Below are 17,671 nucleotides of genomic sequence, written 5' to 3'. Positions count from 1 at the left end.
GGACCGTCCCCTCCAGAGGGACGACCGGGCGGCAGCCCGGCCGTGCACCCGCGGACGGACGTCGCAGATCACCCATCAGGGGCGCCGGAATCGTGCCTTAATGCCTAGTTCGAGGCTAGCAACCCGTCGGTTCACTGCCCGGAGGGGGAGGCGCGGCGGGCCAGCAGGACATGGGTCTCGCCATGCGACCGTACGGCCCCGCCGAGGTTCTCGATCGCGGCGTGCAGCGCATGCTGAAGCACGGTGAGCCGTTCGGGCCCGAGGCGCTGGTGATCGCTGTACGTCGCCACCAGCCCCACCCACTCATCGGCGCTGAACGCGTCCTCCCAGCGGTACTTTCTCGTCTCGACCGAGGAGAACGCGTCGCTCGCCTCGAACGGGTCCACCGGGGGGCTCTTCACGGCGTTGCGCCCGTGCACCTGCGCATCCGGCGCGTACTGGCGGTAGATCGCGTCGAACGCGGTGAGCACCTGCTCTTCCAACAGGTGGTAGCTCCAGAACCGCGCGATCACGCCGCCCGGTCGCAGCACCTTGGCGGCCTTGGGGACGCCCAGGGCGGGATCGATCCAGTGCCACGCGCTCCCACATGTGATCAGGTCGAATCGCCGTCCGGCGTCGTCCCAGGTCTCGAATGGCGCGATCTCCACCGGAATGCCGTGGCCACGGGCCACGTCCGCCATCCGCTCGTCCATTTCGACGCCGAGCACGGACAGACCATGCTTCGCGAGGGGAACGGCCACCTTGCCGGTGCCACAGGCGACGTCGAGCACCTGTTCCGGTCGCAACGCCACGAAGTCCTCGATCAAGGCATCGGGGCATGCCGGACGATAGCGGTCATACTGGTCCGCCACGGAGCCGAAGGACCCAGCCCTCCGACGATCGAGATGAAGCTCTTCCGAGGCCACCCAGCGATGATAGGCATCCCCTGATGGGCGACCTCACGGCGGGACCGGACAAATCGCCGATGGCGGCTCGCCGTCCTCAGTCCTTGGACACGCCCTCCACCGCGTACGTGATCAGTGTGGTCAGCACGTCCTTGACCGACTCGCGGTCGCGTACGTCGCAGAGCACGATGGGGGCGACCCCTCCCAGCCCCAGCGCCCGCCGTACCTTGTCGGGGTCGTGGCGCCTGGCTCCGTCGAAGCAGTTGACGGCGACGACGAAGGGGATCCCGCGCTGCTCGAAGTAGTCCACGGCGGGGAAGCACTCCTGCAGGCGGCGGGTGTCGGCCAGCACGACGGCCCCGAGCGCGCCGACGGCCAGTTCGTCCCACATGAACCAGAACCGGTCCTGGCCGGGCGTGCCGAACAGGTAGAGCCACAAGCCTTCGCGGATGGTGATGCGCCCGAAGTCCAGCGCGACGGTCGTGGTGATCTTGGACTCCACGCCGGAGATGTCGTCGACGCCGACGCCTCGTTCGCTGAGCAACTCCTCGGTGTGCAGCGGCCGGATCTCACTGATCGTGCCGACCATGGTCGTCTTGCCGACTCCGAATCCGCCGGCGATGAGGATCTTGATGGCCAGCGCCGAGGCGGCCTCGGTCGTGTCCGGCTCAGAGGCTGCGTAGCCCATGCAGCACTTCCCTGTAGATGCGTTCGTCGATCGTCTGCGCCGCCGGCCGCGGCCGGTCGATGGTCACGAGGCCTTCGCGCCGCAGGTCGCCGAGGATCACGCGGGTGATGTTGAGCGGCAGCTTCAGATGCGCCGCGACGTCCGCCACTGGCGTGGGCATGCGGCACAACGTCAGGACGGCGAAATGCTCGGGGATGAGCTCCGCCGGCTGGACCGGCGTGCTGACGGTCGTGACGATGGCCACCAGGTCGAAGGTCTCTCCCGCCGGGCGCGCACGGCCCCCGGTCAGCCCGAAGAGCCTGACCAGCGGCCCGGGGTCCTCTCCCGTCACGACCCCCCGCCGTTCCAGGCGGGCGCCGGAGCCGTCCCCCTCGGCTGTGCGGACAGGTGCTCGCCGACGCGCTTGACCAAGAGCGCCATCTCGTAGGTGACCATGCCGAGCTCGGCGTCACCGGCGGCCAGTACGGCCAGGCGGGCGCCCTGCCCCGCGGCGGTCACGAACAGGAAGCCGCCCTCGAGCTCGATGATGGTCTGCCGGACCCCGCCGAGACCGAAATGCCGTCCGGCGCCCTGTGCGAGGCTGTGGCTGCCGGCGGAGATCGCGGACAGGTGCTCGGCGTCCTCGCGGGTCAGCTCCTTGGAGCCACCCATGGCCAGCCCGTCCGCGGACAGCACGATGGCATGCCGGATGTCGGGGATGCGCTGGGTCAGATCGTCGAGCAGCCAGTTCAGTTCAGTTCTGGGGTCGGGCATCGGAGTGGCCGTCCTTTCTGTTCCACGCGTCCTGTCCTTGCTCTGCCTGGCCGCGGCCCTGCTGCCAGCCGCGCTGCATGGCCGACATGAGCCGGGCGAGCTCTTCGGGAGATCGCGCAGAGACATCATCCTGCTCCGTCGACCGTGCGCCGCGGAGCTGGGGGGCCAGGCTGGCCTGCGGTATCCGCATCGGCAGCCCGTCGAGGTCGTCGTCGCCGCCCGGCTCGGGCACCGTCCACCGCGCGGGTGCGGGAGAGACGACGGGCGCGGGATAAGGCACCGGCGCCGGGTTCTGAACGGGCTCTCGGTCGGCCGAGAACCATCCCGACGCGGGCTCTGGAGTAGGTGCCGTCATCTGCCCCCCTGCGACAGAGGTCGTCTCCCTGGACCGGGCCTCCGGCATCGAGCTCAACGCGCGCAGGGGCCTGCCCAGACGTGCGTGCCCGGCCGGGACCATCTGGTGCGACACGGTCTCGGCGGCAGGCGCCTCCTCAGTGGCGAGCAGATTCGACGGCAGCAGCACGATCGCGGTGGTGCCGTCGTACGGCGAGGGCCGTAGCACGATCTTGATGTTGTGCCGGGCCGCGAGCCTGGCCACGACGAACAGCCCGAGCCTGTCGCTGTCGGCCAGGTCGAACTCCGGCGGGTCGGTGAGCCTCGCGTTGAGATCGTCAAGGGTGGCCCGGCTCAGCCCGAGACCCCGGTCCTCCACCTCCAGGGCGAAGCCGTTGGCCGCGATGCTGCTGCGGACGTGAACGGTGGTGTCGGGCGGCGAGAATACGGCGGCGTTCTCCACCAGTTCGGCGATCAGATGGATCACGTCGGTGACCACCGCCCCCACGAGCAACGGGGCCTGCGGCATGGGGGCCACGACGACACGGGTGTAGTCCTCGACCTCGAGCACGGCGCCGCGCACCACGTCGAGGAGCGGCACGGGGTCGCGCCACCTGCGTGCGGGGGCGGAGTCGGACAAGATGATCAGGTTCTCCGCGTGCCGCCGCATGCGGGTGGTCAGGTGGTCGAGCTTGAAGAGATCCTCCAGGGTCTCCGGCTCCTCGACCCGGCGCTCCATCGTGTCCAGCAGGTTGAGCTGGCGGTGCAGCAGCGCCTGGTTGCGTCTGGCGAGGTTGAGGAACACCTGGCCGACGCCCTTGCGGAGGGTCGCCTGGCCCACCGCCGCCTCCACGGCGGTCCGCTGCACCGCGGAGAACGCGTGCACGACCCGGTCGACCTCGGCGGTGCCCGCGGAGGCCAGGTCGGGAGCCTCCGTCGCGGGGTCCACGTCGTCGCCCCTGCGAAGTCGCTCGACCAGCCGCGGCAGCCGCTGCTCGGCGAGCTCCACGGCCGACGACTGAAGGCGCCTCAACTCCGAGATCATGGACCGGCCGAAGCGGTAGGACAGCGCCAACGACAGGACGACCGCGATCAGGCCGAGGAGGAGGATCAGCCCGATCCGCCAGTACGCCCCTGTCTTCTGGGCCTCTCCCTCGGCCGCGGCCCGCACCAGTTCCTGCTGGGTGTCCCGGTTGATCGCGTTGAGGACGGTGGCGGTGTCGCCGTTCCATTCGGCGGGGTCCACCGGGGGCGCGCCGTCGGTGTCCCAGACGAAGAGCCTGTCCTCCACCTCCACGAGCCGCATGTAGGCGTTGCTGTTCACCAGATTCTGGTAGTGCGCCCGCAGTTCGGGACTCATGTCGCGGTCGGCGTTGGCGAACAGGAGCCTGCGACTGGTCATCGCGGCCACGAACGTGGCGCGATCGGTGGGGGTCATGTCGTGGTGCACGATCGTGCTGGTCAGCACGGCGTGCTCCCGGCCCAGGTATTCGGCGGTGGCACTGTAGGCCGACATACCGCGCACCGCGCGGTAGGACGACACGTCGCTCAACGCGTCCTGATCGCTGAACGCCTGGTTGGCGGTGGCGACCAGGCTGTTGTACCCCTCGATGACCTTGAGTGTGGTGAGCCTGCCGTCGTCGGCGGAGTCGCGAAGGTACTGCACTCCGTCCACCGCCGTCACCAGGGCGCGCACCGCCGCGGGGGTCTCCGCCTCCCCTCCCTTGGGGGCGATCGACTCGATCACCTCGCGCAGGCGCTCCACCCGGCTGTCGGTGACCCGCCGCTGGTCCGCCAGCGCAACGTCGGTGGCCGTGCCATCCGCCGCCTCCGCGGAGAGCTGGCGCTCCCGCTGGAGCTCCACGACCAACTGCAACACCGGCGACCCGATGCTCTCCCAGCGATTCTGCGTACGGGAGACATCGACGATCTCCTGGACGCTCGAGTAGGCGATGAAACCCCACAGGGCGATCATGGAAATCAGCGGCAGCAGCAGGATTCTGAGGAGCTTAGAGCGGATCGGCGGAGGCGAGCTCATCCATCATGTCCAATTCCGCGCGTGGTGCGCCGTAGCGGCCGTGATCTGTTTCCGCCCCCGAGGATGCGTGCCACGGCTGATACGCCTGTGGTTGGTCCACTATGCCCATGGCACAGAAGGACTTCAAGCAACAGATGCGAAGAACAGACACGAATCCGATTGGCATTGATGGTGATGAACCACCACATCACACCCGGCCGCTACGGTGTGGCGCCGGAATGGTCACAACACGGACGGTTCCGATGTGATGGGCATGCTGGTCAAACACATATTTCCGGCCGCCGGGCACGCTCGGTACAGCGGTGGGCGGCCCCCCGGAGGGCACGTTCCGTGACTTCGAGCGTGCGGCGAAAAGCAGTGAAGATCAAATTAATGACCCCCCGGGTCGCTTTGGGAACGGAGCCGGACGCTCACTCCCTAAGCGGCCCGAGACGTCGGCAACTTGTCTTAATTATGTGGAATATAGAAGGAACTTCTGTCGGACTCGGCGAGGAATGGCGAGTTATCGACTGAAGCCGTAATTTCGAGTCAGCCGCGTGATGACGGGGCGAGCATGTCGAGGGACACCTGCCACAGTCGTGCCGCCGCCTCGGGGTCGAGGGCGTGCGGGGCGACACCCCGGTGTTCACCGGGCACAGGAGGCTGCGCCTCGTTGCAGTCCTCGAAGTACCGGCCGCCCACACCTTCGAGCGGCGGCCAGGTCGCGAGCAGCGCGGATGTGGCGGCGCCCTGCTGGGGCGTCTTGAACACATAGCCGGCGGCCTTCGATTGTTCGAGTGCCTCCTGGCTCATGTGCCGCGTCAGATTCGTCAGGATGGCCCCCGGGTGCGCGGCGTTGACCGTGATGCCGTCCGCGGCCCACCGCTTGTTCGCCTCGACCGCGAACAGGGCGTTGGCCGTCTTGGACTGGCCGTACGCGATCATGGAGTCGTAGGCGCGCCGCATGAAGTGGATGTCGTCGAAGTCCACCCCGGCCCGCAGGTGACCGACCGAGCTGAGCGACACGACGCGGGCCCTCCCGGCCGCCACGAGCGCCGGGTGCAGCCCGGTGGAGAGCGCGAAGTGCCCGAGATGGTTGGTCGCGAACTGCAATTCCCAGCCTTCCGGGCTCCGCACCTCGGACGTCGTCATCACGCCGGCGTTGTTGACGAGGATGTGCAACGGGCCGTCCCACGCGGCGACGAAGGCCGCGACGGACGTCTGGTCGGCGAGGTCCAGCGGCGCGACCCGGATGTGCTCGTTTCCCGTGGTCGCCCTGATGTCCGCGGCGACCTCCTCACCGGTGCCTACCGATCGCACCGCCAGGGTGACCTCCGCCCCCGCGCCCGCGAGCGCCCTGGCGGTCTCGATCCCGATGCCGGATGAGGCGCCGGTCACGATGGCACGGCGGCCGGTGAGGTCCACGCCGGCCACCACCTCGGCCGCGGTGGACTGGCCGGTGAACGGCGTGGTGATGAGTGTCGGTTCGGTCATGGGACTGCCTCTCTGTCATGCTCCGGCCCGCAGGCCGACGGCGGACGCGCCCGAATCCGGGTGGCCACTGCTCACCTGACCTCGCGAAACAGGGCCAGATGGCGTCTTGTTCAGCTCACCACCGGCGCGGGCCCCGCCGACTCCGCGAGGGAGGCCCGCCTCCACCCGGGGCCCGGCCTACCGGGGGTCCAGCAGACCCCCCCACGGACCTCGCCGCCCCTTCACCCCGGTCATACGCTGAATGCCATGACCGATCCCTCCTCCGGCGCCGGGGGCAACACGGAACTCCGGGAGTTCCTGCGCTCACGCCGGGCCCGGATCACCCCCGAGGAAGCAGGGCTGTCGGCGCAGCCGGGCGCCCGCCGGGTGCCGGGGCTGCGCAGGGAGGAGGTCGCCCAGCTCGCCGGAGTGAGCGTGGACTACTACGTGCGCCTGGAGCGCGGCCGCCACGTCAACGTCTCCGAGACCGTGCTGGACGCCCTCGCCCGGGCGCTGCGCCTGGACGACACGGAACGCAGTCACCTCTTCGACGTGGCCCGGCCCACCCGCAGGCGGAGCCGCCCGATGCCGCCGCAGCGGGTACGGCCGGGGCTGTACCGCGTGCTCGACCTCCTGAGCGACACCCCGGCGCTGATCCTGGGCCGCCGCATGGACGTCCTGGCAGCCAACAGGATGGCCCGGGCCTTGTACACCGACTTCGAAGCCCTTCCGCACCGGGAGCGGAACATGATCCGATTCATGTTCCTCGACGAGGCCGCCCGCTCGCTGTACGTCGACTGGGAGTCGGCCGCTCGCAGCACCGTCGCCAGTCTGCATCTCTACGCCGGACGCCAGCCCGACGACACCCGCCTCGCCGAGCTCATCGGCGAGCTCTCCCTCCACGACAAGGACTTCCGCCGCTGGTGGGCCGACCACGACGTCCACCGCCGCACCTACGGAGCCAAGGACTACCACCATCCCGTGGTCGGCGGCCTCACCCTGAGCTACGAGACCTTCAGCTCTGACGGCGATCCCGACCAGGTTCTCGGGATACACACCGCCGAACCCGGCTCCCCGTCCGAGCATGCCCTGCGCCTGCTGGCCAGCTGGTCCAGCGAGCCCGCCGCCGTGCGCCTGCCGGGTCCGGCCTCCACGGGCTGACCGCCGCTCGACAGCGGGCGCCTCGCGGGCCGACCGCCGGGGCGAGGGCGGACGGCACGCCGCATCGATCCCCCACGAGATCGCCGCCATGGGGAAAGGTTGCCGAACGCTTGTCTCAACCCATAGCCGACATGCGATTCACCGAGGCCGGAACGAGGCACTGAGCTGCTTGAATTCCCCCGATGAGCAGATCACGCGCAGGGAATTACATCCGTGCCGGCCGGAGGGACCGCCGGTGTGGCAGCCGGCTTCCCCGGCTTGCGGGCGTACTGACCGCCGTGATCCTCATGGCCGGCTTCTCCCCCACATCGGCCGCCCAGGCCGTGACGACCGTTCGGCAGTTCGCCTACGTCAGCAATCTCGACGCCGACTCCGTGTCGGTGATCGACACGGCGGACGAGACCGTCGTGGCGACGGTCCCCGTCGGCGACAGACCGAACGGGATCGCGGCGCTGCCCGACGGCTCGCGCGTCTACGCGATCAACTTCGGCTCGGACGACGTGTCGGTGATCTCGACCGCGACGAACACCGTCATCGGGACCGTCGACGCCGGAACCCGGCCGGCCGACGCCACCGCCACCCCAGACGGCAGGTTCCTGTACGTGGCCGACTCCGGCTCCGACACCGTGACCGTGATCGACACCGCCACCGACGCGGTCGTGGACACCGTGGCCGCCGGCGACGGCCCGGTCGAGGTGGCGTTCACCCCGGACGGCCGCTACGCCTACGTGACCGACTTCTTCGCCGGGCTCGCCGGCACCGTCTCGGTGATCGACACCGCCACCCGCATCACCGTCGCCACCATCCCCGTCGGGGCCTATCCGTCGGGGATCACGATCACCCCGGATGGCCGGTACGTCTACTCGACCAACTTCGGCACGACCACCGTGTCGGTGATCTCGACGACGTCGAACTCGGTCGTCGACACCGTGACCGTCGGTGCCGCCCCGGCGGACGCCGTGGTCGGCCCGGACGGATCGCGGGTCTACGTCGCCGACATGTTCTCCGACGCCGTGTCGGTGATCTCGACTTCTTCCAACACGGTCGTCGACACGATCCCCCTCAGTGGTCCCGCTCCCGTCGACTCCGGTCCGAACGGCCTGGCGATCACTCCCGACGGCTCGCGCGTGTACGTCGCCGACACCTTCGCCGACACGACGTCGATGATCTCGACCGCCGTCGGCACGGTCGCCGACACCGGCGACGTGGGCAGCCGGCCGACCGATGTGGACATCGCGCGGATGGAGACAGGCGGTCCGTCGGCGCCGTCATCCACCCCGGCCAGGCAGGAGTCCGGCGGCGTCGTCAGCAGCGAGAACGAGAACCTCACCGGGATGGTCGCCACGACCGGCGACGCCGGAGTCCGGCAGAAGGTGCGCGACGTCCACACCTTCGTCCAGCAGGTGAAGAAGCGCCATCTCGATCACCGCGCGCCCACGAGGCCCCCGAAGGTCCGCCGCCTTCGTCTGACCACGAGGACGCCTTCCTGACGGCTCCCGAGGGTTCCGCCGGGGCTCGTCCTACGCCCTGGTGCGGTAGTGGAGGTGGACCACGCCGTTGCCGAAACGGCGTTCGTCCAGCAGTTCGAGCTTCACGCGGACGTCACCGGGGAGGGCCGGGTTTCCGCCTCCCACGATGATGGGCGACAGGAACAGGTGGCACTCGTCGACCAGTCCGGCCCTGATCGCCTCGGCGGCGAGGCCGGGACCGCCGACGCTGAGGTCCCGCTCCGCTGACGCCTTCATCCGACGGACCGCCTCGGCGTCGAAGACCCGCTCGATCCGCGTCCTGGCACTCGACACCGTTTCCAGCGTCGTGGAGTAGACGATCTTGTCGGCCGACTGCCATATCGCGGCGAAGTCCAGCGTGACGGGTGACTGACCGGGGAGGGTGTGCATGGTCTCCCAGCCGGCCATCACCTCGTACATGCGGCGCCCGTAGAGATAGGTGCCGATCGGCCGCTCGAGGTCGTTGACGAAGGCGTGCACCTCCTCGTCGGGCTCCGCCCAGTCGAACTTGCCGTTCTCGTCCGCCACGTAGCCGTCGAGCGACGTGATCGCCGCGTAGATCAGCTTGGCCATGATGGCCTCCCTTTACGCCGACTGATTGCATTTTGCTATCAGCCGCAGAGCATAGGTAAACTGCTCCTCTATTGCAACCAGTTGTCCGGAGCGTTCGATGACCAAGGCCCACCGCTCAGGGTGTCCCATCAACCTGTCGCTCGAGGTCTTCGGCGACAAGTGGAGCCTCCTCATCCTCCGCGACATGATCTTCGGCGGGCGGCGGCACTTCCGCGAAATACTGAACGGATCACAGGAGGGGATCGCCTCCAACATCCTCGCCAACCGGCTGAAGAGGCTGGTCGACCTGGGCATGCTCACCAAGCGGGACAATCCGGCCCACAAGCAGAAGGCGATCTACAGCCTGACCGAGCCGTCGATCGAACTCGTGCCGATCATGGCGGCGCTGGGCACCTGGGGCAGCAGGTGGCTGCCGGTCACCGAGGAACTGTCGATCCGGGCGCGCGTACTGGGGGAGGGCGGCCCCGAACTCTGGGACCGCTTCATGGCCGAACTCCGCGAGGAGCACCTCGGCATCCCGACCGGCCCGGCGCCCGACGGCAGGACGGTTCGCCAGTTCCTCCAGGAGGCCTACCTCGCCGTCGTAGCGGGCGGCGGCGCCGGATCGTCAGCCCTGTGAGCATCGCCACGAAAACTTGACCGTACGTTCCAGATAGCCATAGCGTCCCTCTCATGGCACGAGTCAGGGAGTTCGACACCGAGGCCGCGCTGGAGGCGGCGATGTCCGCCTTCCGCCGCAAGGGATACGAAGGGACCTCGGTGCAAGACCTGGTCGACGCCACGGGAATCGGGCGCGGCTCGTTGTACGCGGCGTTCGGCAGCAAGGAGGGCCTGTACCTGGCGGTCATGGACCGCTACCGCGAGCAGTACGCGGTCCCGCTGATCGAGCTCCTCGACAGCGGGGCGCCGGCACGCGAGCTGATTCGCTCCGTGCTGCTCGGCGTGGTGGACGAGATCGTGCGTGACGGCACCCGCCAGTCCTGCCTCATCGTCAGCGCCACGACGGAGCGGCTACCGCACGATCCCGAGGTCGCGGGGCGAGTGCGGGCGACGACCTCGTCGCTGGAGAACGCGCTGACCGAAGTGATCGCCAAGGGTCGGGCGAGCGGCCGGCTGACGAGCACCCGCGCCCCGGGGGACCTGGCGCGATTCCTTCTGACGACCATCCACGGGCTGCGTGTCATGGGCGCGATCAACACCGACAGGGGAACCCTGACGAACATCGCGGAGGTGGCCCTGGGCTGCCTCGACTGAGTTTTTCAGGCCCTGAATATGTAACGATCATTCAAGATTTTTTAGATGACCGCGAAGGAGTGAACGAGATTGACCCGGCTGCGGATCGACCTGTCGAAGGAGGCCTTCCCGATGTGTGAGCACCCGGACCGCCGGGCCGAGCGCCGGATCTCGGAGCGGTCATGAAGGCGGTGGGAGGACAAGCTTGATCAATTGCGACGTCTGGCCGATGCCGACGCGGTGACCTTGCGGGTCGCAGCCACGTTCGCACCCGAGCGGGCATCCGAGGCCCACCGCCTTCTTGAGGCCGGCGGCGTCCGGGGACGGCTGGTCATCGAGTTCTGAGGCCACTCGCCGGCCATACCGAAGCGTCCCCGTTCTTTCGGCACGTTTCAGCACACATCCACAACATCCGGACCGCCCCCGCGGCCGGTTCCACCATGGGGGAAACACATGAAGAAGATCGGCGTCGGCGTCATCGGCGCGAGCACGGGCGGATGGGCGTCCATCAGCCACGTTCCCGCGCTGAAGACGTTGCCGGAGTACGAACTGCGCGCGATCAGCACCTCGCGCCGGGAATCCGCCGACCTGGCCGCGAAGGAGTTCGACGTCCCGGCGGCCTACGACGACCACAGGGACCTGATCGCCCATCCGGGTGTCGACCTGGTCGTGGTGGCGGTGAAGGTGACCCACCACCACGCGCTCGTCTCGGCGGCGCTGGATGCCGGAAAGATGGTCTACAGCGAATGGCCGCTGGGCGTGAATCTCCGCGAGGCGGCCGATCTGACCGAGCGCGCCCGGGCCGCGGGCGTGCGCACGGTGATCGGACTGCAGGCCCGCTTCTCCCCGGTGGTCCGTTACGTCCGCGACCTGGTCGCGAACGGCTACGTCGGCCGGGTGCTCGGCACGACGCTGATCGGGTCGGGGCTCTCCTGGGGGCCGGAGACCGACCGCGCCCACGCCTACATCTTCGACGCCGCCAACGGCGCGACACTCCTGACCGCAGCGGGCCTGCACGCCCTCGAGGCGGTGAACTTCACGCTGGGGGACTTCGCCGGCGTCTCGGCCAACCTCGTCAACGGCCGCAAGGAAGTACGAGTGGTCGACGAGGGGATCTCGATCCCGATGACGACGGCCGACCAGGTGTCCGTCACGGGGACACTGGACAGCGGCGCGGCCGTCTCCTTCTTCTACCGCGGCGCCTTCTCCCGTGGCGACAACCTGCGCTGGGAGATCAACGGCACAGAGGGCGACCTCGTGCTGACCGCGCCGGGCGTCAACGGGAACCTTCAGGTGGCGGACTTGAACCTGGAAGGCGGCCGGGGCGGCGACACCGGCGTCGCCGAGATCGCCGTGCCGCCTCACTACTTCGATCCGGTCCCGCGCACTCTGCCCGCACTCCCGCAGAACGTGGCGCAGACCTACGCGTTCCTCGCCAGGGATCTGCGCGAAGGCACCGACACCGTCCCCGGCTTCGACTACGCCCTTGAACGGCACCGGCTCGTCGACGCGATCGAGCGGGCGTCCCGGACCGGGTCCGTCCAGTCGCCGGCCTGAGTCACCCGATCCGTCCCGACGGAGACAGGCCACTCTCTCGCAGAAATCGATTCCGATGACTAGAATCATGTTCTATTTTCCGTCTCCGACTGCGAGGAAGCGGCATGGGCGAGCTGAAAATCACCTGCGATCCGGAGGAGGTCGGCTTCGACCGCGACCGGCTGCGCCGTATCGACACGCATTTCGCGTCCTACGTCGACGACGGAAGGCTCCCCGGCTGGCTGGCGCTGGTCAGCCGGCGCGGCGAGATCGCGCATCTGTCGACGTACGGAGCACGTGACATGGCGTCCGGGGCGCCGGTCGAGACCGACACCCTCTTCCGGATCTATTCGATGTCGAAGCCGATCACGTCGGTCGCGGCCATGATGCTCTACGAGCAGGGGGCACTCGAGCTGACCGACCCGATCAGCCGGTTCATCCCCTCGTTTAGCGACATGCGGGTCTATGAGAAGGGCATGGCGGTCAAGCCGGTCACCCGGCCCGCCGCCGAGCCGATACGGCTCTGGCACCTCCTCACCCACACCGCAGGCCTGGTCTACGGCTTTCAGCACGTCAGCGTCGTCGACGAGATCTACCGCAACGCCGGCTTCAACCGCGGCATGCCGCGGGACCTCGACCTCGCCGAGGTCGTCGACCGCTGGGCCGCGCTGCCTCTGCTCTTCGAGCCCGGCTCGCAGTGGAACTACTCCGTCGCGACCGACGTGCTCGGCCGGGTGGTCGAGGTGGTGTCGGGGCAGTCGTTGGACTCCTTCTTCGCCGAGCGGATCTTCGGCCCGCTGGGGATGACCGACACCGGATTCGCCATCGACGCCGACCGGGCCGATCGGATGGCCTCGCTCTACACCGCCGGCCCGGACGGCCGCGCGACCCTGCTCGACATGGGCGACACCGCGCACCGGCAGCCGAAGGCGCTGTCGGGCGGCGGCGGGCTGATCTCCAGTGCCGCCGACTATCACCGGTTCACCCAGATGTTGCTGCGCGGCGGCGAGCTCGACGGCGTCCGCCTGCTCAGCCCGCGCACGGTCGCCTACATGACCCGCAACCACCTGCCCGGCGGCGCCGACCTCGAGGAATTCGGCCGGCCGGTGTTCGCCGAGGTTCCCTATGCCGGGGTCGGCTTCGGGCTCGGCTTCGCGGTGGTGCAGGACGCCGCGAAGCACAAGGCCCTGGCCTCGGAGGGTGAGTACAACTGGGGCGGCGCGGCGAGCACGACGTTCTGGGTGGACCCGGCCGAGCAGGTGACGGTCGTCTTCCTCACCCAGCTCACCCCGTCGAACACCCACCCGATACGCACGCAGTTGCGGCAGTTGGTCTATCAGGCGCTCGTCGACTGACGCCGCTCGTCGATCAGTCCCGGGGCTTGAGTCGCCGGAGGGTGTAGCCGTCACCCGCCGGGTCCAGTGGCTTGGTGGCCTGCTTGAAGAGGTACTCGGCGCGCGCGTACGACAGTCGGCCGCGACCCGTCTGCGGGCACAGGTCGGCCGCCGCCGGCATCCGGGACGGTCCCGGCCGCCGCTCCGCGAGGAACAACGGGCCCCGGGTTCGACCGGCCACCAGATGGGGGAGAAGCCTGGCGGTCTCGGAACGCCAGCTCACCCAGGTGCCGTCCGCCCGGGCCCGCCGATCCTCCAGGTCCAGGTCCTCGACGTTCAGGGACAGGGCCGCCGTCACCCCCGCCGCCGACTCGTGCAGGAGCCGCCACAGGGTCCGCTCGCGCAGCGGCAGGCCGGGACGGCTCCAGAGCACGTCAAGCTGTGCCGCGCTGATCGTCTCCGTCCGGGGACGGGTCTCGGCGCGCCGGTCGAGGCCCCCGGCGAGATCGTCCAGGGACGCCCAGGCGCCGAACGACCTGACGGCCGACCGATGCCGATTCCACGTCGTGGCCGCGGCCTCACCCCAGGCCGTCGCGAACACCCGGGCCACCTGGTCGGCGGTCAGAGAGTCCAGCGGCATCCGATCCCCCAAGGTCAGGCGCAGGCGTCGCAGCGTCTGACCGTACGAGCGGATCGTCTCGGGATCCAGATCGCCGCGTCCCAGGAAATCCTGCGCGGCCTCCGCGAGAGTGACACCCGACGCGAGGGCGACACCCGACACGGGAGTGCCATCCGACGCGGGAGTGCCATCCGACGCGGGGGTGACGACGAGCTCGTCCGCGCGACGCCGCAGAAAGGCACGCTCGGCGACATTCCTGGCGAGGGAGGCCGCCCGCTCGAATTCCAGGCGCGCCTCGTCGTACCGTCCGAGCCTGGCCAGGAGATCACCCCTGACACTCGGGAGAAGGTGGTAGTCCCGCAACGCGGGGTCGTCGATCAGGGAGTCCACCAGGTCGAGCCCTGCCTGCGGACCGTGCGCCATCCCGAGCGCGACGGCCCTGTTCAGCTGAACGATCGGCGTCGGCAGCAGGCGGGCGAGCGCCGCGTACAGGGCCGCGATCTGCGTCCAGTCGGTGTCCTCAGGAGTCCGTGCCTGCGCGTGACACACGGCGATCGCCGCCTGCAGCACATACGGGCCGGGCGTGCCGCCGACCTCCCGCGCCCGCAACATCGCGGTGAAACCGCGGCGGATGAGCAGCGGATCCCATCGGCCCCGATTCTGCTCGTGCAACTGGACGGGCTCACCCGTCGGCCCGGTCCGCGCCGCCGAGCGGGACGCCTGTATCTCCATCAGGGCGACCAGCCCGTGCACCTCGGCCTCGTACGGTGCGAGCTCCGCCAGCAGCCGGCCGAGCCGCAGCGCTTCGAGACAGAGCCCCGGCCGCATCAGATCGTCCCCTGACGTCGCCGAATAGCCCTCGTTGAAGATCAGGTAGATGACCTCGAGCACCGACGACAGCAGACCGGGCAGCTCTGACTCGTCGGGCAGCTCGAACGGCACCTGTTCCTCGGCGAGGGTCCGCTTCGCCCCGGCGATGCGCCGGGCGATCCTCGGCTCGTTGACGAGGAACGCCCGCGCGATCTCCTCAGCCGTCAGACCGCCGAGGAGCCGGAGCGTCAGCGCAACCCTCGCGTCGGTCGGCAGCACGGGATGGCACGAGACGAACATCAGCCGCAGGACGTCGTCACGCTCAGGGTCCTGCGGCTGATCCAGCTCGTGGGTGAGCTGCTCGTGCCTGCGTTCGAGGCGCTGGGACCGCCGGATGTGATCGATGGCACGGCGCTTGGCGACGGCCGTCAGCCAGGCCCCGGGGTTGTCCGGGACTCCCGACTCCGGCCACTGCTCGAGCGCGGAGACGAGCGCGTCCTGGGCCAGCTCCTCGGCGAGGCCGACGTCGTGCACCATCCGTGTGAGCCCGGCGATGATCCTGGCCGACTCGAATTTCCAGACCGCATCGATCGTGCGATGGGCGTCCGTCACAGGCACGATGACAGCACCTCAGGGGCCGAAGACCTGCTGGATCACGCTCTCGCCGTCACCGACGATCTTGCGGAAGCGACGGGTCAGCTCGATCGCCTCCTCCTTGGAGCGGACCTCGACCAGCGCGAAGCCGGCCACGGCCTCCTTGGCCTCGGCGAACGGCCCGTCCGTCACCGTGATCTCCTCGCCGGAGGACGTCACGCGGACACCGCCCGCCTCGAGGCCGCCGGTGGCCAGCAGGACGCCCGCGGCGGTCAACTCCTCGACGAACTTGCCCATCTCGACGTACAGCCTCTCGTCGGGGGCGGCGCCGGAGTCCTTGCTGATCATCAGGTAGCGCATGGATCTGTCTCCTTCTCTCTTCGGCTGTTCCGCCACTACGTCGAACGAACCATACGACAGGGAATGACGGCGTTCCCTGTCACATCGCCGGATCGACGCGGGAGTGAGAACCGCACACAACGAGTCCCGAGAAAGGCGTCGACCATGACCGCCGTCCATACCCCCACCCTGTCCACATCGGCCTCCACCCGCTCCCTGCTCACCTGCGCGGCCGTCGCGGCGCCCGTGTGGGCGGCCGTCTCCCTGGCCCACGCAGCCACCCGCGAGGGCTTCGACCTGACCCGCCACCCGCTGAGCATGCTGAGCAACGGCGCCCTCGGCTGGCTGCAGATCGCCAACTTCCTGCTCGCCGGCGTCCTGACACTCGCCGGGGCGACCGGCCTGCGCCGGGCCCTGCGCGGCACCCCCGGGGGCACATGGGCGCCATGGCTGATCCGGGTCAACGGCCTCGGCATGATCGCCGCGGGAGTCTTCGTCATGGATCCGTCCGACGGCTTCCCCGTCGGCACTCCCCGTGGGATGACCGAGCCGCTCACCTGGCACAGCTACGGCCACATGGCCGCCGGGTCGGTCGCCTTCACCGCCCTGATCGCCGCCTGCTACGTCCTGGGCCGTCACTTCAGCCGCGCGGGGAACCGCGGCCACGCCATCGCCTCCCGCGTCGCCGGCACCGCCCTTCTGATCGGCGACGGCTGGGCGATGGGCGGAGGCGAGGCCGGGTCCCTGACCCTGGCGGTCGGCGCCATCACCGCGATGCTCTGGATCTCCGTGGTCGCGGTCCGGTGCCGCCGCGGCCTCTGATGGTGGTAGCGGCACGTCGTGAACCGACGGGCCGGCCTCCCATCCTGGGTGTGACACACCCCTCGTAAGCAGGCCGGATACGCCATAACGTGACGGAGTGGAAGTACTAGCTGACTTGCTTCGCGCCCTTCGCAACACGGCCCCCATGGACACACTGATGCGGCTGCGTGGCCACCGGCAACTGCCGGGATTGCGACGCGAAGAGGTGGCCATCATGGCAGGCATCAGTCCGGCCTACTACACCCGGCTGGAGCAGGGGCAGGAATCCCATCCGCCCGATCACGTCCTCAGTGCCCTGGCACGCGTCTACGACCTCGACACCGAATCCGCCGATCACCTGTACCGGCTCGCGCACCAGTCGGAGCGGAACCAGATCTCCCGGAATCTGCAGAAGACCGTGGAGAACTGGTACCACGCTCCGGTGTTCGCCGTGAACCACCGGCTGGACGTGCTCGCCGCCAACCGCATGGCGCGCGTGCTGTTCAAAGGCATGGATCACACCGACAACCTGATGCGCCACGCGTTCCTCGCCCCCGGCGCCCACGAGTTCTTTCCCAACTGGGAGCGGGAAGCCCGCTCGAAGGTGGCCCACCTCCGCGCCGCCGCCGCCGAAGCCGACGACGACACCCCCGCCCTGCGCGACCTGGTCGACGAGCTCTCCTCGGAAAGCACGGATTTCCGCCGGATGTGGTCTCACCGGGACATTCACGCCGACGAGTACAAACACATGCACCATCGCGAGCTCGGCTCGATGAATCTCCGGCACGACACGCTGTCCGTTCAGAGCGCTCCCGGTGTGCTGCTCTTCGTCTGCCACGCCGACCCCGGCAGCTCAGCCGAGGAGGCTCTGTCCCTGCTGAGCATCCTCGCCGCGGACGAGGAGTGACTCGCGTCCACGGACTCCCGATCCGTGTCAGCGGGGGTGCTCAGGACAGGAGAGCTACGGAGGCGGCTGTCGGTCCGGTACCGGACGAGTGACTGGGGCCGGCCCGGA

16 protein-coding genes and 3 pseudogenes are annotated in these 17,671 nt (G+C 69.1%); 9 read left to right on the top strand and 10 right to left on the bottom strand.

Features of this window, described 5'->3' with window-relative positions; genetic code table 11:
* Window positions 1-131 precede the first annotated feature (131 nt).
* The 6 genes from Psi02_RS04360 to Psi02_RS04335 all read right to left on the bottom strand — a co-directional run bounded on the left by Psi02_RS04360 (window position 132) and on the right by Psi02_RS04335 (window position 6,169).
* The gene (locus tag Psi02_RS04360; protein ID WP_203972052.1) at window positions 132-851 is read right to left on the bottom strand and encodes a class I SAM-dependent methyltransferase; all 720 of its coding nucleotides are present in this window, start codon (window positions 849-851) and stop codon (window positions 132-134) included.
* Between the two features lie 130 nt (window positions 852-981).
* A complete protein-coding gene (locus Psi02_RS04355; protein ID WP_203972050.1) occupies window positions 982-1,572 on the bottom strand; it encodes a GTP-binding protein in 591 nt (196 codons plus the stop codon).
* A complete protein-coding gene (locus Psi02_RS04350) occupies window positions 1,553-1,903 on the bottom strand; it encodes a DUF742 domain-containing protein (RefSeq protein WP_203972048.1) in 351 nt (116 codons plus the stop codon). The genes Psi02_RS04355 and Psi02_RS04350 overlap by 20 nt, the downstream gene beginning before the upstream one ends.
* Window positions 1,900-2,325, bottom strand: a complete 426-nt coding sequence (locus Psi02_RS04345; protein ID WP_203972046.1) for a roadblock/LC7 domain-containing protein — start codon at window positions 2,323-2,325, stop codon at window positions 1,900-1,902. The genes Psi02_RS04350 and Psi02_RS04345 overlap by 4 nt, the downstream gene beginning before the upstream one ends.
* Window positions 2,306-4,696: a sensor histidine kinase gene (locus Psi02_RS04340; RefSeq protein WP_203972044.1), complete on the bottom strand. Its 2,391-nt coding sequence runs from the start codon at window positions 4,694-4,696 to the stop codon at window positions 2,306-2,308. The genes Psi02_RS04345 and Psi02_RS04340 overlap by 20 nt, the downstream gene beginning before the upstream one ends.
* A gap of 528 nt (window positions 4,697-5,224) precedes the next feature.
* Window positions 5,225-6,169: an SDR family NAD(P)-dependent oxidoreductase gene (locus tag Psi02_RS04335; protein WP_203972042.1), complete on the bottom strand. Its 945-nt coding sequence runs from the start codon at window positions 6,167-6,169 to the stop codon at window positions 5,225-5,227.
* A 246-nt stretch (window positions 6,170-6,415) separates the two neighbouring features.
* Here Psi02_RS04335 and Psi02_RS04330 point away from each other — a divergent pair, with 246 nt between their 5' ends.
* Window positions 6,416-7,309, top strand: coding sequence for a helix-turn-helix transcriptional regulator (locus Psi02_RS04330; RefSeq protein ID WP_203972040.1), 894 nt, complete (start codon window positions 6,416-6,418; stop codon window positions 7,307-7,309).
* A gap of 182 nt (window positions 7,310-7,491) precedes the next feature.
* Window positions 7,492-8,799 carry a YncE family protein gene (locus Psi02_RS04325; protein ID WP_203972037.1) on the top strand — a complete coding sequence of 436 codons (1,308 nt, stop codon included), beginning with the start codon at window positions 7,492-7,494 and terminating at the stop codon, window positions 8,797-8,799.
* Between the two features lie 30 nt (window positions 8,800-8,829).
* Here the strand turns inward: Psi02_RS04325 and Psi02_RS04320 are convergent, their stop codons facing one another.
* Window positions 8,830-9,390, bottom strand: coding sequence for a dihydrofolate reductase family protein (locus tag Psi02_RS04320; RefSeq protein WP_203972035.1), 561 nt, complete (start codon window positions 9,388-9,390; stop codon window positions 8,830-8,832).
* Between the two features lie 97 nt (window positions 9,391-9,487).
* Here Psi02_RS04320 and Psi02_RS04315 point away from each other — a divergent pair, with 97 nt between their 5' ends.
* The 5 genes and pseudogenes from Psi02_RS04315 to Psi02_RS04295 all read left to right on the top strand — a co-directional run bounded on the left by Psi02_RS04315 (window position 9,488) and on the right by Psi02_RS04295 (window position 13,514).
* Window positions 9,488-10,009 (top strand): winged helix-turn-helix transcriptional regulator, encoded by a 522-nt coding sequence (locus Psi02_RS04315; RefSeq protein WP_203972033.1) that lies wholly within the window; start codon window positions 9,488-9,490, stop codon window positions 10,007-10,009.
* 53 nt (window positions 10,010-10,062) lie between these two features.
* A complete protein-coding gene (locus tag Psi02_RS04310; RefSeq protein WP_203972031.1) occupies window positions 10,063-10,644 on the top strand; it encodes a TetR/AcrR family transcriptional regulator in 582 nt (193 codons plus the stop codon).
* A gap of 189 nt (window positions 10,645-10,833) precedes the next feature.
* Window positions 10,834-10,968, top strand: a pseudogene (locus tag Psi02_RS04305) (zinc-binding dehydrogenase); the annotation flags it as partial.
* A 108-nt stretch (window positions 10,969-11,076) separates the two neighbouring features.
* On the top strand, window positions 11,077-12,180 hold the full coding sequence (locus Psi02_RS04300) for a Gfo/Idh/MocA family protein (RefSeq protein ID WP_203972027.1): 1,104 nt from the start codon (window positions 11,077-11,079) through the stop codon (window positions 12,178-12,180).
* A gap of 104 nt (window positions 12,181-12,284) precedes the next feature.
* On the top strand, window positions 12,285-13,514 hold the full coding sequence (locus tag Psi02_RS04295; protein ID WP_203972025.1) for a serine hydrolase domain-containing protein: 1,230 nt from the start codon (window positions 12,285-12,287) through the stop codon (window positions 13,512-13,514).
* A 13-nt stretch (window positions 13,515-13,527) separates the two neighbouring features.
* Here the strand turns inward: Psi02_RS04295 and Psi02_RS41040 are convergent.
* The 3 genes and pseudogenes from Psi02_RS41040 to Psi02_RS04285 all read right to left on the bottom strand — a co-directional run.
* Window positions 13,528-14,184: pseudogene (locus Psi02_RS41040) on the bottom strand (site-specific integrase); the annotation flags it as partial.
* A 147-nt stretch (window positions 14,185-14,331) separates the two neighbouring features.
* Window positions 14,332-15,540: pseudogene (locus tag Psi02_RS41035) on the bottom strand (RNA polymerase sigma factor); the annotation flags it as partial.
* A gap of 12 nt (window positions 15,541-15,552) precedes the next feature.
* On the bottom strand, window positions 15,553-15,876 hold the full coding sequence (locus Psi02_RS04285) for a YciI family protein (protein WP_203972023.1): 324 nt from the start codon (window positions 15,874-15,876) through the stop codon (window positions 15,553-15,555).
* A 144-nt stretch (window positions 15,877-16,020) separates the two neighbouring features.
* Between Psi02_RS04285 and Psi02_RS04280 the strand changes: the two genes are divergently transcribed.
* Window positions 16,021-16,677 carry a DUF998 domain-containing protein gene (locus Psi02_RS04280; protein WP_203972021.1) on the top strand — a complete coding sequence of 219 codons (657 nt, stop codon included), beginning with the start codon at window positions 16,021-16,023 and terminating at the stop codon, window positions 16,675-16,677.
* Window positions 16,678-16,774: 97 nt separating this feature from the next.
* The gene (locus tag Psi02_RS04275; protein ID WP_275415137.1) at window positions 16,775-17,563 is read left to right on the top strand and encodes a helix-turn-helix transcriptional regulator; all 789 of its coding nucleotides are present in this window, start codon (window positions 16,775-16,777) and stop codon (window positions 17,561-17,563) included.
* Window positions 17,564-17,671: the final 108 nt, after the last annotated feature.

The sequence above is a fragment of the Planotetraspora silvatica genome (assembly GCF_016863315.1).
Classification (GTDB): Bacteria; Actinomycetota; Actinomycetes; order Streptosporangiales; family Streptosporangiaceae; genus Planotetraspora; species Planotetraspora silvatica.
The sequence above is the reverse complement of the archived record's forward strand: the minus strand, read 5'-3'. Positions and strand labels throughout refer to the sequence as shown.

What these genes read in the sequence shown, in the direction of transcription:
- Psi02_RS04340 (WP_203972044.1), bottom strand. Translation starts at nt 4,696, where the DNA reads ATGAGCTCGCCTCCGCCGATCCGCTCTAAGCTCCTCAGAATCCTGCTG.
- Psi02_RS04300 (WP_203972027.1), top strand. Translation starts at nt 11,077, where the DNA reads ATGAAGAAGATCGGCGTCGGCGTCATCGGCGCGAGCACGGGCGGATGG.
- Psi02_RS04345 (WP_203972046.1), bottom strand. Translation starts at nt 2,325, where the DNA reads ATGCCCGACCCCAGAACTGAACTGAACTGGCTGCTCGACGATCTGACC.
- Psi02_RS04330 (WP_203972040.1), top strand. Translation starts at nt 6,416, where the DNA reads ATGACCGATCCCTCCTCCGGCGCCGGGGGCAACACGGAACTCCGGGAG.
- Psi02_RS04320 (WP_203972035.1), bottom strand. Translation starts at nt 9,390, where the DNA reads ATGGCCAAGCTGATCTACGCGGCGATCACGTCGCTCGACGGCTACGTG.
- Psi02_RS04295 (WP_203972025.1), top strand. Translation starts at nt 12,285, where the DNA reads ATGGGCGAGCTGAAAATCACCTGCGATCCGGAGGAGGTCGGCTTCGAC.
- Psi02_RS04335 (WP_203972042.1), bottom strand. Translation starts at nt 6,169, where the DNA reads ATGACCGAACCGACACTCATCACCACGCCGTTCACCGGCCAGTCCACC.
- Psi02_RS04310 (WP_203972031.1), top strand. Translation starts at nt 10,063, where the DNA reads ATGGCACGAGTCAGGGAGTTCGACACCGAGGCCGCGCTGGAGGCGGCG.
- Psi02_RS04325 (WP_203972037.1), top strand. Translation starts at nt 7,492, where the DNA reads ATGAGCAGATCACGCGCAGGGAATTACATCCGTGCCGGCCGGAGGGAC.
- Psi02_RS04355 (WP_203972050.1), bottom strand. Translation starts at nt 1,572, where the DNA reads ATGGGCTACGCAGCCTCTGAGCCGGACACGACCGAGGCCGCCTCGGCG.
- Psi02_RS04280 (WP_203972021.1), top strand. Translation starts at nt 16,021, where the DNA reads ATGACCGCCGTCCATACCCCCACCCTGTCCACATCGGCCTCCACCCGC.
- Psi02_RS04285 (WP_203972023.1), bottom strand. Translation starts at nt 15,876, where the DNA reads ATGCGCTACCTGATGATCAGCAAGGACTCCGGCGCCGCCCCCGACGAG.
- Psi02_RS04315 (WP_203972033.1), top strand. Translation starts at nt 9,488, where the DNA reads ATGACCAAGGCCCACCGCTCAGGGTGTCCCATCAACCTGTCGCTCGAG.